We start from the raw sequence: 14,576 nt of genomic DNA, 5'->3' as shown, positions 1-14,576 counted from the left end.
GTCAGGAACCGATTCCATGAAGCTCTACCTTGTCTCCCTGGCCGCCGGCATCCTCGTCGGCATCATTTACGCACTGATGCAGGTCCGCTCACCCGCGCCGCCGGTGGTGGCGCTGATCGGCCTGCTTGGCATGCTGATCGGCGAACAGGTGGTGCCGCCGATCAAGCGCATGCTCGCCGGCGAACCGGTGACGGCCGCGTGGTTCCACGCCGAGTGCATGCCCAAGATCACCGGAACCCCCGGGCCGACCCTGAACGCCGCCAGCAAGCCGCCCGCCGACGATGCCGCGAACTAGCCCGGCCTGTTGCACGCTGCTGGGCGCGTGCTGCGCCGTGCTGTGCGCGCCTGCGCTGGCGGACGGCAGCGTCACCGTCTACGGCCGCCTGAACACGTCGCTCGAGTACAGCCGCGCCAGCACCGCGACCGACGGCACCGCTCTCGGCAGTGTCGTGCGCCTGAACAACAACCGCTCGGTCTTCGGCCTGCGCGGCGAAGAAGACCTGGGCGGCGCGCTCAAGGCCGTGTGGCAGATCGAAAGCGCGCTGTCGCTGGATACCGGCGAGGGCCAGATCGCCAGCCGCAATTCGCGCATCGGCCTGCAGGGCAGCCTTGGCCTGCTGTTCCTGGGCCACTGGCACACGCCCTACACCGAGGCCACCATGGGCTACGACCCGTACTACCCGACCACGGCGGGCTATATGGCGCTGATCGGCAACGGCTCGGCCTCGAGCACCGACAATGTCGAGAACACCAGCTCGTTCGACCGGCGCCAGAAGAACATCGTGCAGTACCGCACGCCACGCTGGTCCGGCCTCAGCCTTTGGCTGGGCTGGGGCTTGCCCGAGGAGAAGGCCACCGTCGCGCGCAATCCCGCGCTGTATTCGGTGGCGGCGGTCTATGAGCGCGGCCCGCTCAACGCGACCCTGGCCTGGGAGCGCCACCAGCACTACCAGGCCGCCGGCCGCAACGACGACGCGCTCAAGGCCGGCGTGGCGTGGCAGCTGCTGCCCGGCACGCGCGTGGCCGCGGTGGTCGAACACCTGCACTACCGCACCGATACCGGCGACCTGCAGCGCAACGCCTACTATGCCTCGCTGGTGCAAAAGGCGGGGACGGGCAGCGTGCGCATCGGCGTGGCCTATGCGGCCAACGGCACCGGGTCGTCGACGGACACCATCGGCTTCTTCCGCAGCGGCGCGCAGACCCACGCCACGCAGTTCACGGTCGGCTACGACTATCCGCTGTCGCGGCGCACCGCGCTGTACGCCTACTACAGCCGCATCAGCAATGCGGACAACGCGATCTACGACTTCGCCATCAACGACCTCGGTATCCGCGCCGGCGCCGACCCGCAGACGTTTGCGCTGGGGCTGCGGCATACCTTCTAGTGCCGCCCACGCAGCAAAGGGGGCGTGCGTGACCCCCTGCCACCGCGCACGCCTGTTGGAGGAGTTCGCGTGAATGCCACGCCCGTGATTGCCATCGTCGACGACGACGCTGCCGTGCGGCACGCCATGGGGCGGCTGCTGCGCGCCTTCGACCTGGCGGTGGAGCTCTACCCCGGGGCGGCACAGCTGCTGGCATCGCCGTCGCTCGTCGGCATTGCCTGCGTGGTCGCGGACGTGCAGATGCCGGGCATGAACGGCTTTGCGCTCAGCGCCGCGCTGCGCGCGCGCGGGCTGCGCATGCCGGTGATCTTCATGACCGCCTTCGACAAGCAGGGATATGAAGCGCGCGCGCAGGCGGCGGGTGCGGCGTGCTTTATCGGCAAGCCGTTCGAGGATACCGAGATCATCCGGTGCATCGAACGGGCGCTGGGGCTGCCGCGCGACACGCCGTAGCATGGGCAGTCATTCCGTGTGCGCCGGCTCCCGACTCACTATGCCGGCTGGCGCGGTGCGTTGCCCTTTGCCGCGCGTCGCGAGCCAGCAAAGGATGGAACCGCCGCCCACCATCGCAGCACCCTTCCAGAACGCGAACGACAGCGGCGCATGCAGCAGCGCGGCGGCCAGCGCGGCCGACAGCACCGGAATGCAATACGATGCGCCCGCCAGCACCGACACATTGCCGTGCAGGATGCCGACATTCCACGCCGCATAGCCGAAGCCCATCGCACCGGCAGCCAGCGCCAGGTAGACCACGCCGGCAACACTGAACACCATCGCTTCGCCGCCGGTGAACAGGTACTTGATCCACAACGCCAGCGCCGTCAGCATGAAGAACAGCGTGACCGCGTTCCTGCCCTGGGCGATGCGGGCGGTCACGGTGCAGTAGCCCGCCCAGATCACCGCGCCCGCGAAGGCCAGTCCGTAGCTGAGCGGGTTGTCCCTCACGTTGGCCGCCATGCCCGCCACATCGAGCCCCTGGTCCCCGCCCAGTACCAGGCAGATGCCGAGCATGGCCACCTGCAAACCCGGCACGATCAGCCAGCTGGCCCGCTGCCGGTTGAACAGGATGGCGGCCAGCATGGTGAAGCTGGGCCACAGGTAGTTGACCATGCCCACTTCGATCGCCTGCCTGCCGCTGCTGGCATAGCCGATCGACAGCGACAGGCACAGCTCGTACGACACGAACAGCACTCTGCCCCAGAACAGGTAGGCGCGCGGCAGCGCCCGCAGCCGGACACTGCCCACCGTGAGCCACAGCAGCGCGGAAGCCACCGTGTACATCAGCGCCGCGCCACCGGTGGCGCCGAAGCTCTCGCTGACGCCGCGGATCAGGCCAATCATGCAACTCCAGAGCAGCACCGCGACCAGCCCGACCAGCGTTGCCTGTTTTTTCTGCATGACTGCCATGGGATGAAGCGATCGATGGGACGGAAGGGGCATTACTTTACTGGATCGGCGCAGGCATGCGCTCACCGCTAGAATGCAGCAACGACGCCGCGTCGCGCGTCGGTTCGATCCCCGGAGCCGGCATGGAACCCCTCTCTTTTGAATTCGTCACCGTCGAGGAAGCCAGGAAGATCCTGGACGGCACGCCGCCGGTGCAGGCTGCGCCGGACTGGAGCGAGCAGCGGCGTGCGCCGTCGCCGGAAGATGCAGCGCTGTCGGACGTTGCCATGCGCTGGCTGGTGTCGCTGCCGGCCCAGGCGCGGCCGCTGGTGCTGTGCCGGCGCTATCCGCGCATCGGCAACCAGCTGGCGGCGCTGGCCGCCAATCCAGCGGCGCTGCATGCCTTCCTGGTCGAGCTGCTGATCGACAAGCGCGGCGGGCGGCAGGGGTTCCCGGAGGGCATCGCGCTGGAGCTGTCGCGCTTGCATGAACACGTGGTGCAGCAACTGCCCGGCGCCAGCGAGGCGCCGGGTTGGCCGGACCTTACCGACTGAAACGCCCAGCCGACTAGATCACCAGTTCGATCAGGAACGGCCCCTTGCGCGCGTTGGCCATGCGGAACAGGTCGGCGAAGCCTTCCATGTCGGTGGCCTGCGCCCCCTCCACGCCCATGCCGCCGGCCAGCCTGACCCAGTCCAGGTCGGGGTTGCCGATGTCGAGCATGTCGAGCGCGGTCTTGCCGGGGTTGGCGCCGACGCCGGCCAGTTCGCCCAGCAGGATGGCGTACTTGCGGTTGGCCAGCAGCACCACGGTGACGTCGAGCTGTTCGCGCGCCATGGTCCATAGCGATTGCAGCGTATACATGGCCGAGCCGTCGGCCTGCAGCGCCACCACGCGCCGGCCGGGCGCCGCCACCGCCGCGCCGAGCGCCAGCGGCAGGCCCGCGCCGATGGCGCCGCCGGTCAGCTGCAGCCAGTCGTGCGGTGCGGCGTGCACGGTGCCGGGATAGAAGGCGCGGCCGAAGCTGACGCTCTCTTCCACCACGATGGCCTGCTCGGGCAGCAGCGCGGTAAGCGTGCGCGCCACCGCCTCGGAGGTGACCGCGCCGCGCGCGGGTTCCACCGGCGCGGGGACAGCCGCGGCGGGCAGCTGCGCCTGGCGCGCGCCGAGTTCATCGGCCAGCCGTGCCAGCGCTTCGGCCAGGTCTTCTTCCGCGCGCGCCAGCACATGCACCGCGGCATCTTCCGGATACGGGCGCGGCGACTTGCCCGGGTAGGCAAAGAACGTTACCGGCGCCGGCGCGCCCACCAGGATCACGTTGCGGATGCCGGCCAGCTTGTCGCGCGCGGCATCGCCGGAATACGGCACGCGGTCCACCGCCAGGCGGCCGCGCCCGCGCGTGACGCGCGCATTGGACATGGGCGAGATCAGCCGCGCACCGGTGGCCGCGGCGATGCGGTGGGCGTCGGCCAGCGGCGCCTCGCGCAGCGCACTGCCGGCCAGCACGATCAGCGTCGGCTGGCCCGAGCGCAGCACGCGCGCGGCCTGCTGCACGGCATCGGGCGAGACCTTGGGCACCGCCAGCGCCGGCAGCGGCGCGGCCACCACGCCGCCCGCATCCCAGCACACGTCGGACGGCAGGATCAGGCTGGCGACGCCGCCCGGCGCGGCGCAGGCGGCCTGCACCGCGGCCGACGCATCGGCCCCGACCGAAGCCGCCTGCGTGGCGGTGCGCGTCCACACCGAGACCGGCCGCGCCCAGCCTTCGGTGTCGGCCGTCAGCGGCGCGTCCAGCGGCCGGTGGTAGGTGGCCTGGTCGCCGATGATATTGACCACCGGCGTCTGCGCGCGGCGCGCGTTGTGCAGGTTGGCCAGGCCGTTGGCCAGCCCCGGGCCGCAATGCAGCAGCGTGGCGGCGGGCTTGCCGGCCATGCGCGCGTAGCCGTCGGCGGCGCCGGTGACCACGCCCTCGAACAGCCCCAGCACGCAGCGCATGCCCGGAATGCGGTCCAGCGCCGCGACGAAATGCATCTCGCTGGTGCCGGGGTTGGCAAAGCAGGTGTCCACGCCATTGGCCAGCAGGGTCTTGACCAGGCTCTCGGCGCCATTCATCGGTTGTGCGTTGTCCATTGGGGTCCGGTGGTTGGTGGTTTGGCTGGGATGCGGGTCAGTCATGCCGGATGCGGGCGCGCGGCCAGCAGGTCGAAATCGAGGCAGACGAACTCGGTGGGAAATTCGATGCGGGCGAAATAGACGATGCGTTCGGCGCCCGCTGCCGTGGCCGACGGCACACAGGCAAAGCGGCGCAGCTCCGCGACCGGCGCACCGACCGCCAGCGCCAGCGCGGCCGCCGATCCCGCGCCGGCCGCGACGATCGACAGCCGCTGCCGCGCCGTGCTGACCGACAGGCCGGGAAAGCGGTCGAGCACCGGCACCGACGCGCCCTGGCGGAAGGCCTCGGGATCGCGCGCAAACACCTCCGCCTCGATATAGACCTCGCCAACGGCGAAGGGGCGCCCGTCGAGGCGGTGCAGCCGGCGCAGGAAGTGGTAGGCGGGCGCCCGCTCGCCGGCGCACGGCATGCCCAGGTCGTCCGGCAGCGGCACATTGCCGGCGGATTCGACCATGGCTTCGGTATCGAGCTGCGCGCCGACGGCGACAGCCTCGTCCCAGCTGGTCGACAGCGACACCTGCCGCCGCGCCCGGCACGGCGCCTTGACGAAGGTGCCGCGGCCGCGCGAGCGCTCCAGCAGCCCTTCCTCGTCGAGCATCGACAGCGCGTGATGCATGGTCATGCGCGCCACGCCGTACTGGCGGCACAGCTGCTCCAGCGACGGGATGCGCGTCCCCTGGCGCCAGGCGCCGCTTTCGATCTGGCGGCGAAAGATGGTGGCCAGCTGCAGGTAGACCGGCTGGCGGCTGCGGGACAACAGTTCGCTGGAAAGAGGATCCGGCATGGGCAGGTGCCCGGTGCCGGGCAGGTCGAGGCGCCGGCGGATGCCGGCGGGCGGTGGGGGACAGTATAAAAAGTCTATAAAAGTAGACTACTAGGGTTAACCTTGGTCGGCGCGGCAGACGCCAGCAAGTGACTCGCCGGGTACGCCGGCGCAACAGCCCCGGCAGTCAGGCACAAAAAAAAGCGCCCGAAGGCGCCCTGCAAAACCGTCGTGCAGCGTCTTACCACCGCACATCCCGTTCCCACGCCTTCATCTCTTCCTCGGCCTGCTCCTTGGTGTAGCCGTAGCGCTCCTGGATGCGGCCGGCGAGCTGGTCGCGCTTGCCATTGATCTGCGTGATGTCGTCGTCGGTGAGCTTGCCCCACTTCTCCTTGACCTTGCCCTTGGCCTGATCCCACTTGCCTTCGATCTGATCCCAGTTCATGTCGTGCTCCTTGCTGTCATGGCAAGGGGGCGCCGGCGGCGTCCCCTTGCGTGTGGTGCGATGGACGGCCCGCCCCGGCGGGGCAGGACCGTGTTAACGCGGCTTGCTTGCCCTGCTTTACTTGCCGTACTTGGCCTTCACGTCGGCCTGGCACTTGTCCTTGGAATCGCCGGACAGGGCGTCGCAGCGTTCCTTGTCAGCCTTGTAGGCGGCGTCAGTGGTGTCCTTCTTCGCATCGGCGCGTGCTTCGGCCACGTCGCTGCGCGAACCGGTCGCCGCGGCCTTGTCGACCTTGGCGGCGGTCAGGGCTTTTTCATGGGCGGCCTTGGCGTCCTTCTTGCAGACGTCCTTGTCGTTGCCCTTCTTGTCGTCGCACATTTCCTTGGCGACGTCATAGTCGCGGTCGGCCTTGGTCTTCTCGGCCTTGGCCATCGACTTTTGCGTGCCGTCACGACGCGCTTCGGCCTGCGCCTTGGCCACGTCGCGGTCGCGCTTGGCCTCGGCCTTGCAGACGTCCTTGGCGTTGTCCTTCATGCCATCGCACTTGGCAGAGGCAGCCTTGTAGTCCGCGTCGGCCTGCTTCACTGCGGCGTCATAGTCTGCCCTTGCGCCGGTTGCAGCCGTTCCGGCCGTCGTTGCCGGTGCCGGTGCCGTCGTCTGCGCCAGGGCCATGCCTGCCGGGGCGGCAACCATCATCGAACACACTGCTGCGGTCAGCCATTTCTTCATCATGTCGAGCTCCTTTCCGGGTGATTGCGTAAGGGTACGCATGAGAGGCCGGCGGCTATGCTGCTGGCCACGCCGTATGTACAGAGTAGGCCCGGGGGGATGGGGTCAGCAGGCGTTGGGCTCCGAAAGGGGCGTCAGACTATTCCGACATAGCGAATCGGGCGAGGCACACGACGGCGGGACATGCACCTGGTTGCGGCAGGGTTGGCGCCAAATGAAACACCGCGGGCTTTCCAAATCCCGCTTGGCTACTCCCTCTCCCGCTTGCGGGAGAGGGGAGCAAACCAGCGGTATGACGAAGCACCAAAGGCCTTTCAAGCGGGGCCGGCGTTACCCCGAAATCGAAGGCGTGATCCGGTTCTCGTCAGGCGCTGCGCCCTCCTCGTCCGGCCAGTTGCGTCCCACCATCCATTCATAGAGCGTCGGCAGCACGATCAGCGTCAGCACGGTCGCGGTGATCAGCCCGCCGATGATGACGATGGCCAGCGGCCGCTGCGTCTCCGAGCCGATGGCACGCGAGACCGCCATCGGGAACAGCCCCAGCATCGCCAGCAGCGCGGTCATCAGCACCGTGCGCAGCCGGTCCATCGAGCCGGTCAGCACGGCCTGGCGCACCGGCATGCCCTCTTCGCGCAGCTGGTTGAAGTAGGTCACCATCACCACGCCGTTGAGCACCGCCTGGCCGAACAGCGCGATAAAGCCGATCGCCGCCGACACCGACAGCGGGATGCCGGTCAGCAGTAGCGCGAACACGCCGCCGATCAGCGCGAACGGGATGTTCGAGATGATCAGCGTGGCGCTCTTGAACGACTTGAACGCATTGAACAGCAGCAGGAAGATCACCAGCACCGACAGCGGCACCACGATCGACAGCCGCGCCATGGCGCGCTCCTGGTTCTCGAACTCGCCCGACCAGCTGATCTTGACGTCGTCGGCCCGGACGTTCTTCGCCACCAGCTTCTGCATGTCCTTGACCACGCTGCCCATGTCGCGGTCATGGATGAAGATGCCGATCGAGGTGGTGCGCTGGCCATTCTCGCGGCTGATATTCATCGCACCAGAGGCGGCGCGGAAGCTCACCAGCTGCGACAGCGGCACCTGCGCGCCATCGGCGGTCTGCATGAAGATGTTGGGCAGGTTGGGCAGCGCGCGCTCGGACGGCTTCAGCCGCACCGCCACGCTGAAGTGCTTCTCGCCTTCCCACAGCTCGGTGGCGGCCTTGCCGGCCAGCGCGGTTTCCATCAGCTCCTGCACGTCGGCCACGTTGATGCCGTAGCGCGCGGCCTGGGCGCGGTCGAATTCCAGCACGTACTGCGGCAGCTCGCCGTCGCGGTCGATAAAGGCGCGCATCACACCCTTGACCGACTGCACGTTGGCCAGGATCTGGTCGGCGACTTTCTTGTTCTGCTCGAGGCTGTCGCTCTGTACCTTGATCACGATCTGGCCCTTGATCTGCGAGATGCTCTCGAGGATGTTGTCGCGCACCGGCTGCGAGAAATTGGGCTCGATGCCGGGTAGCCGGCGCAGGTTGCGGTCGATCTCGCCGATGATGGCGCGCTTGTCCAGGCCGGCGCGCCATTGTTTCTCGGGCTTGAGATCGACCAGGATCTCGACGGTGTTGATCAGCTTGGGATCCGTGCCGTCGTCGGGCCGGCCCACCTTGGAGATGGTGGTGTTGACCTCCGGCGTCTGGCGGATCACGCTGCGCAGCAGCCGCGCCTGGTCGCGCGCCTCGTCGATCGAGACCGAGGCCGGCAGGTCGAAGCTGACCCACATCGAGCCCTCGTCCAGCTCGGGCAGGAATTCGCTGCCGAGGAACTTGCCCGCGCCGATGGTCACCACCAGCAGGCCCAGCGCCGCGCCCACCACCAGCTTCTTGTGGTCCAGCGCCCAGGCCAGCATCGGTTCGTAGAGCCGCTTGCAGTGGCGCACCAGGAAGTTGTCGTCGTGCGCGATATTCTTCTTCAGCAGCAGGTGGCACAGCAGCGGCACCAGCGTCAGCGACAGGATCAGCGAACCGATCAGCGCACCCGTCACCGTGTACGCCATCGGCGCGAAGATCTTGCCCTCGTGCCGCTGCAGCGTAAAGATCGGGATGTGCGCCGCGATGATGATGACCATCGAGAACACGGTCGGGCGGCCCACCTCGGTGGTGGCCTGCAGGATCGCGTGCAGGCGCGCCCGGCTGTCCTGGATCTGCTGCGCCTTGAGCTCGCCCAGGCGCTTGAAGATGTTCTCGACCACGATCACCGCGCCGTCGACGATGATGCCGAAGTCCATCGCGCCAAGCGACAGCAGGTTGGCCGGAATCCCGACCCAGGTCAGGCCGATGAAGGTGGACAGCAACGCCAGCGGGATGATCAGCGCCACGATCGCCGCGGCGCGCACGTTGGCCAGGAACAGGTACAGCACCGCCATCACCAGCAGCGCGCCCTCGACCAGGTTGCCGAACACCGTGTGCAGGGTCTTGTCGATCAGCGTGGAGCGGTCGTAGTACGGCACGATCTTCACGCCCTTGGGCAGGATCTGGTCGTCGAGCAGTGCGATCTTCTGCTTCAGCGCTTCCAGCACCAGCGACGGGTTCTCGCCCTTGCGCATCACCACGATGCCCGAGACGATATCCTCCTCGTCGTCCTGCCCCATCAGGCCCTGCGGCGGCGCGCTGCCGACGCGCACGTCGGCGATGTCCTTGACCAGGATCGGGGTGCCGTTGTTCTCCGCCACCACCACGTTGGCGATATCGGCCGAGGTGCGGAAGCTGCCCAGCGAGCGCAGCAGGAACTGCTGGCGCCCGTGCGCCACCGCGCCGCCGCCGGCATTCGCGTTGGCGCGCTGCAGCGCGGTGAACAGCTGCGACAGCGAGATCCGCGCGTCGCGCATGCGCGCCAGGTTGGGGTTGACCTCATACTGCTTGATGGTGCCGCCGATGGTGACCAGGTCGGCCACGCCCGGCACCTGGCGCAGGTTCTTCTCGACCACCCAGTCCTGCAGCGTGCGCAGCTCCTGCGGCGTATAGCCCTTGCCGGTCAGGCGGAAGCGGTAGATCTCGCCGATCGCGGTGGACAGCGGCGCCAGGTCCGGATGCACGCCGTCGGGCAGATCGACGCTGCGCAGCCGCTCCAGGATCTGCTGGCGCGCGGCCACGTCGGTGGCCTTGTCATTGAAGGTCACCATCATGAACGACAGGCCGAACTGCGTATGCGAGAACACCCGCACCGCGTTGGGCGTGCCCGCCAGCGCGGTCTCGATCGGGATCGTGACCTGGCGCTCGACTTCTTCGGCGGCGCGCCCCGGGTAGAGCGTGATGACGTTGACCTGGATGTCCGACACATCCGGGAAGGCCTCGATCGGCAAGTTCTTGAACGCGGCGATGCCGCCGCCGACGAAGAGGATCAGGCCCAGCCAGACAAAGAGCTTCTGGTGCAGGGCAAAGCTGACGATGCGCGAAATCATGGGGCGATCGTCCTCAACGTTTTTCCGCCGCGCGCGCCGCGTTCACCGCGGTGGCATCGCGCAGGATGTCCTGCAGGTAGAGATTGCCTTCGCTGACCACGGTCTCCCCGTCCTTCACGCCTTCGAGCAGCTCGGTGGTGCCGGGCAGCGTCACGCCCACGCGCACCAGGCGGCGCTCGAAGGTATTCGGCGCGGTGCGCACGAACACATAGTTGCGGTTGTCGGCCAGGAACACCGCCTTGGACGGCACCGCGATGCCCTTGAACGACGCCGCCGGCAGCCTGGCGGTGACGAACATCTCCGCCTTCAGGCGGCGTTCGGGATTGGGCACGCTCAGCCGCACCTTGATGCTGCGCGCGGTCGGATCGACATAGTCGGCAATCTTGACCACGGTGCCGGCAAAGGTTTCGCCGGGCCAGGCGGCGGTGGCCAACTGCACATCGACACCCGGCTTGAACAGCTTCAGGTCGGCCTCGCCCGCATCGACCTGCGCCCACAGCGTGGTCGGGTCGGTGACGAGGAACAGCGGCGCGGCCGGCGGCTGGTCGGGGCGCAGTTCCATGCCGAGATTGATGTTGCGCTCGACCACCAGGCCGTCGATCGGGCTGCGCAGCGCGAAGCGCTGATTGATGCCATCCGGCCCTGCTGCGGCCGCGCCGTACTGGCTCAGCGCCGCCCGGGTGCGCTGCAGGTCCGCCGCGGCGCGCGCGGCATCGGCCTGGGCCTGCTCCAGTTCCTTCTGCGCGATGATGCCGGCGCCATACAGTTCGCGCTGGCGCGCCAGCGCCTTGGCCGCGACCGCGCTGTCGGCGGCGGCCTTGCGCGCATCGGCCTGGGCCACGCCGAAATCCGGCGAGGTCAGCATCGCCAGCGGCTGGCCGGCCTTGACGGTGGCGCCAGGCTGCACCAGCACCTCGGTCACGCGCCCGGCAAACGGCGTCGCCACGCGCACGGTCTTGTCCTCGTTCCACACCAGCCGGCCGGGCAGGCTCAGCACGCGCTCGCCGCCGGTGGTGGCGGCCTCGCCGGCAATGCCGGGCAGCGTCTTCACGCTGGCCGGGAACTGGATGGTGTTGCCGCTGACCTTGGGATCGTCATCGGCCCTGGGGGCTTCGGACTTGCCGCACGCGGCCAGCGCGAGCGCGCACAACGACATCGCCAACAGGGCGGAAATGCGGGCCGGCGAGGCGGCGCTGGGGAATGACATGCGGCGGGACATGCGTGACAGGAAAGACATCGGCGGGATCGCGGGTACGGCGGTTCAGGGACGCGCGGGGGTGGCGGCAGTGCGGGCCGGCGCCGCGGTGGTCGAGGTTTGCAGCGCGGCGCGGTACGCCGACAGCGCCTTGGCGTATTCGCCCTGCGCCGCCACCGCATCGAGCCGGGTCTGGCGCAGCGCGCGCCGTGCATCCAGCAAATCGAGCACACCGCTTGCGCCCTTGCTATAGGCGAACTCGGCGTTGCCGGCGACGCTTTCCGCGGCGGGCAGCACTTCGTCCCGCATCTGGCGCAGCGACTGGCGGGCGGTCTCGAGCTGGCTGCGCAGCCGGTCGATCTCGTTGCCGGCTTCCAGCATCACGCGGTTGCGGTCGTCGAGCGCCGCGTAGTAATCGACCTCGGCGCGGCGCGCCTCGCCGCCGTTGCTGTGGCGCACCGGCAGCGGGATCGACAGGAACACGCCGAAGCTGTTGCCGGAGCCGGAGCTGTTGGACGGCGAGGTCGGATAGTGCTCGGCCTGCGCGCCGATGGTCACGTCGGGGACGCGGCCGGCACGGGCGAGATCGCGCGATGCCGCGGCGGCGGCCAGCCGCGCCTCGGCGGCGGTCACGTCGGGGCGGCGCTGGAGCGTGTCGGGATCCGCCGGCGGCACCGCGGCATCGAGCGCCGGCCAGTCGGCCACCAGCCGGTTGTCGGCAAGCGTGCCGGGCACGCCCATCGCCTGCGCCAGCAGGGCCTTGTCGCGGTAATGGTCGGTGATGGCCTGGCGCATGTCGTTCTGCGCGCGCAGCGCATCCAGCTGCAGCTTGGTCACGTCGGCGCGCGCCACGTCGCCGGCCCGGAGGCGCGTCTCGCTGGCCTGGCGGGTGCGCTCGTACAGCGCCAGCGTCTCGCGCAGCACGGCCACGCGTTCCTGGCTGGCCAGGGCATCGAAGTAGGCCTGCTCCACCATGCCGGCCTGTTGCGCCACCACGGCCTGCACCACTTCGCCGGCGGCGGCGCTGGCCTTGCGCGCGGCGTCGACGCGCAGGTTGCCCTTGTTGGCCGTTTCGATCAGCTGATCCACCCGCACCGTGGAATCCACGGTCTTGCTGCGCAGGTTGCCCGCGCCGACGCCGGCATGCGGGTTGATGTTTTCCACGCCCAGGCTCAGCACCGGGTTGGGGCGCTGCGACGCGATCTGTATGTCGGCCTGGCTCGCTTCCACGCCGCGGCGCGCGGCGATGATGGTGCGGTTGCAACGCAACGCGTCAAGGCGCACCTGGGCTAAAGTCAGCGCAGCGCCCGCGGGTGGCGACGTGCACGGGCCATCGGCCTGTTCGGCTTGGGTGGATTCCGCGGAGGTTGCGGAAGATTGCGGATCGGTGGGACGTTCGGCAGCCAGGCTCGCTACGGCCGCCAATACCAGCAGGGAACCTGCGGCAATACGGGATAAGGCAAAAGGCACGGTCAGTCAGGCTCGGTTCGAAAACGGTCTGCGGTTAAACGACCGTGCCCGCCAAACGGTTCACCGGCAGCGCAAAAAATCATCCTGCGCCACCGTCCGCGATGCGGATGCGCGGCGTGGCTGTCTTGGTGCGCCCTCGCCCGCTGTCCTGATGCTGTCTACGCCACCCGGACACGATCTCCCGCCCGCATTCAAACCGAACCGCTTTACAAACGGCTTTCATTCGCCTGACAAAAGCCTTTATGTACGCGAAAACCCTGACCATTCGCCAAAAACGACAAACGGCAAGGCCGTTGCCGGCCGTGCCGTCAGACTTTCCTGACTGCGCTTATGCCTTCACCCGGTCATCCAGCCCCAGGCCGCGGCCGATGATCTCCTTCATGATCTCGCTGCTGCCGGCATAGATGCGCGAGATGCGCGCATCGGCATACATGCGGCAGATGCGGTATTCCTCCATATAGCCGGCGCCGCCGTGCAGCTGCACGCCCTCGTCGACCATGCGCCCCTGCAACTCGGAGGTCAGCAGCTTGGCCGACGCCGCGGTCTCCACCGTCAGCGTGCCGGCATTGTGTTGCAGCACGCACTGGTCGACAAAGGTCTGCAGCGCATCGAGCTGCGCGCGCAGTTCGGCCAGCTTGAAGCGCGAGTTCTGGAACGTGCCGATGGCGCGCCCGAAGGCCTTGCGCTCGCGCACGTAGTCCAGCGTGATGTCGAACGCCACTTGCGCCGACGCCATGTAGCCGCAGGCGCCGATCAGGCGCTCTTCGGCCAGATGGCGCGTCAGGTAGCGGAAGGCCTGGCCGGGTTCGCCCAGCACGTTGGCCTTGGGCACCTTGACGTTGTCGAAGAACAGCTCCGAGGTGTCCTGCGAGTGCAGGCCCAGCTTGCGCAGCTTGCGCCCGCGCTCGAAGCCGGGCATGCCGCGTTCGACGATGAAGAGCGTCAGGCCATGGCTGCGCTCCGGGTCGGTGCGGGCCACCACGACCACCACGTCGGCCAGCTGGCCGTTCGAGATATAGGTCTTGGCGCCGTTCAGCACCCAGTGGTCGCCATGGTCCTCGGCGCGGGTGCGGATGCCGGCCAGGTCGGAACCGGTCTGCGGCTCGGTCATGGCCACGGCGAAGATCGACTCGCCGCGCGCCGCCGCCGGCAGCAGGCGCTGGCGCTGCTCTTCATTGCCGATGCGGCCGATGTAGGGCGCTACCAGGCGCGAGTGCAGCGTGCCGAAGAAGCCCGAGTCGCCGTGGCGCGCGTTTTCCTCGATCAGGATCTGCTCGTAGCGGAAGTCCTGCACGCCGGCGCCGCCGTATTGCTCGTCGGCCCACATCAGTAGGTAGCCCTGCTCGCCGGCCTTGCGGAACACCTCGCGGTCCACGCAGCCCTGTTCGCGCCAGCGCTCGCCGTGCGGGCCGACCTCGCGCTGGTAGAAGCGGCGGGCGGATTCGCGGAAGGCGTCGTGTTCGGCTTCGAAGATCAGGCGTTGCATCAGGGTCTCCAGGGGTTTTTGATCGACCAGGCCAGTGTCGGTCGCGCGACGTCGATGAGATTCGTCGGAACGGATGATTTTTCTTACC

Annotated in this window: 13 protein-coding genes; 4 read left to right on the top strand and 9 right to left on the bottom strand. The window is 68.4% G+C overall.

Annotated elements, in window-relative coordinates; translation table 11 throughout:
• The first annotated feature begins 16 nt into the window (after window positions 1-16).
• The 3 genes from C7416_RS17350 (at window position 17) to C7416_RS17340 (ending at window position 1,841) form a co-directional block, all read left to right on the top strand.
• Window positions 17-295 (top strand): XapX domain-containing protein, encoded by a 279-nt coding sequence (locus tag C7416_RS17350; protein WP_111520063.1) that lies wholly within the window; start codon window positions 17-19, stop codon window positions 293-295.
• A complete protein-coding gene (locus C7416_RS17345; protein ID WP_111520062.1) occupies window positions 282-1,388 on the top strand; it encodes a porin in 1,107 nt (368 codons plus the stop codon). Before C7416_RS17350 ends, C7416_RS17345 begins: the two co-directional genes overlap by 14 nt.
• Before the next feature lie 69 nt (window positions 1,389-1,457).
• Window positions 1,458-1,841, top strand: coding sequence for a response regulator transcription factor (locus C7416_RS17340; protein ID WP_111520061.1), 384 nt, complete (start codon window positions 1,458-1,460; stop codon window positions 1,839-1,841).
• Between the two features lie 9 nt (window positions 1,842-1,850).
• Here C7416_RS17340 and yddG read toward each other — a convergent pair whose 3' ends face one another.
• Window positions 1,851-2,795, bottom strand: coding sequence for an aromatic amino acid DMT transporter YddG (yddG, locus tag C7416_RS17335; protein WP_111520060.1), 945 nt, complete (start codon window positions 2,793-2,795; stop codon window positions 1,851-1,853).
• A gap of 122 nt (window positions 2,796-2,917) precedes the next feature.
• Between yddG and C7416_RS17330 the strand changes: the two genes are divergently transcribed.
• A complete protein-coding gene (locus tag C7416_RS17330; RefSeq protein ID WP_111520059.1) occupies window positions 2,918-3,328 on the top strand; it encodes a hypothetical protein in 411 nt (136 codons plus the stop codon).
• 13 nt (window positions 3,329-3,341) lie between these two features.
• Here the strand turns inward: C7416_RS17330 and C7416_RS17325 are convergent, their stop codons facing one another.
• The 8 genes from C7416_RS17325 to C7416_RS17290 all read right to left on the bottom strand — a co-directional run bounded on the left by C7416_RS17325 (window position 3,342) and on the right by C7416_RS17290 (window position 14,488).
• The gene (locus C7416_RS17325; protein WP_111520235.1) at window positions 3,342-4,886 is read right to left on the bottom strand and encodes an acetolactate synthase large subunit; all 1,545 of its coding nucleotides are present in this window, start codon (window positions 4,884-4,886) and stop codon (window positions 3,342-3,344) included.
• A gap of 59 nt (window positions 4,887-4,945) precedes the next feature.
• The gene (locus tag C7416_RS17320) at window positions 4,946-5,731 is read right to left on the bottom strand and encodes a GntR family transcriptional regulator (RefSeq protein ID WP_111520058.1); all 786 of its coding nucleotides are present in this window, start codon (window positions 5,729-5,731) and stop codon (window positions 4,946-4,948) included.
• A 220-nt stretch (window positions 5,732-5,951) separates the two neighbouring features.
• Window positions 5,952-6,155: a CsbD family protein gene (locus tag C7416_RS17315; RefSeq protein ID WP_111520057.1), complete on the bottom strand. Its 204-nt coding sequence runs from the start codon at window positions 6,153-6,155 to the stop codon at window positions 5,952-5,954.
• 117 nt (window positions 6,156-6,272) lie between these two features.
• Entirely contained in the window at window positions 6,273-6,887 is a 615-nt protein-coding gene (locus C7416_RS17310) for a hypothetical protein (RefSeq protein WP_111520056.1), read from the bottom strand.
• A 327-nt stretch (window positions 6,888-7,214) separates the two neighbouring features.
• Window positions 7,215-10,337 (bottom strand): efflux RND transporter permease subunit, encoded by a 3,123-nt coding sequence (locus C7416_RS17305; protein ID WP_111520055.1) that lies wholly within the window; start codon window positions 10,335-10,337, stop codon window positions 7,215-7,217.
• A gap of 13 nt (window positions 10,338-10,350) precedes the next feature.
• A complete protein-coding gene (locus C7416_RS17300; protein WP_111520054.1) occupies window positions 10,351-11,544 on the bottom strand; it encodes an efflux RND transporter periplasmic adaptor subunit in 1,194 nt (397 codons plus the stop codon).
• Window positions 11,545-11,598: 54 nt separating this feature from the next.
• Window positions 11,599-13,002 (bottom strand): TolC family protein, encoded by a 1,404-nt coding sequence (locus C7416_RS17295; protein ID WP_111520053.1) that lies wholly within the window; start codon window positions 13,000-13,002, stop codon window positions 11,599-11,601.
• Window positions 13,003-13,330: 328 nt separating this feature from the next.
• A complete protein-coding gene (locus C7416_RS17290) occupies window positions 13,331-14,488 on the bottom strand; it encodes an acyl-CoA dehydrogenase family protein (protein WP_111520052.1) in 1,158 nt (385 codons plus the stop codon).
• Window positions 14,489-14,576: the final 88 nt, after the last annotated feature.

Origin of the sequence: Cupriavidus phytorum (assembly GCF_003254285.1) — a bacterium.
Classification (GTDB): Bacteria; Pseudomonadota; Gammaproteobacteria; order Burkholderiales; family Burkholderiaceae; genus Cupriavidus; species Cupriavidus phytorum.
Note: the sequence above shows the minus strand (reverse complement) of the source record. Positions and strands in the feature narration are given on the sequence as shown.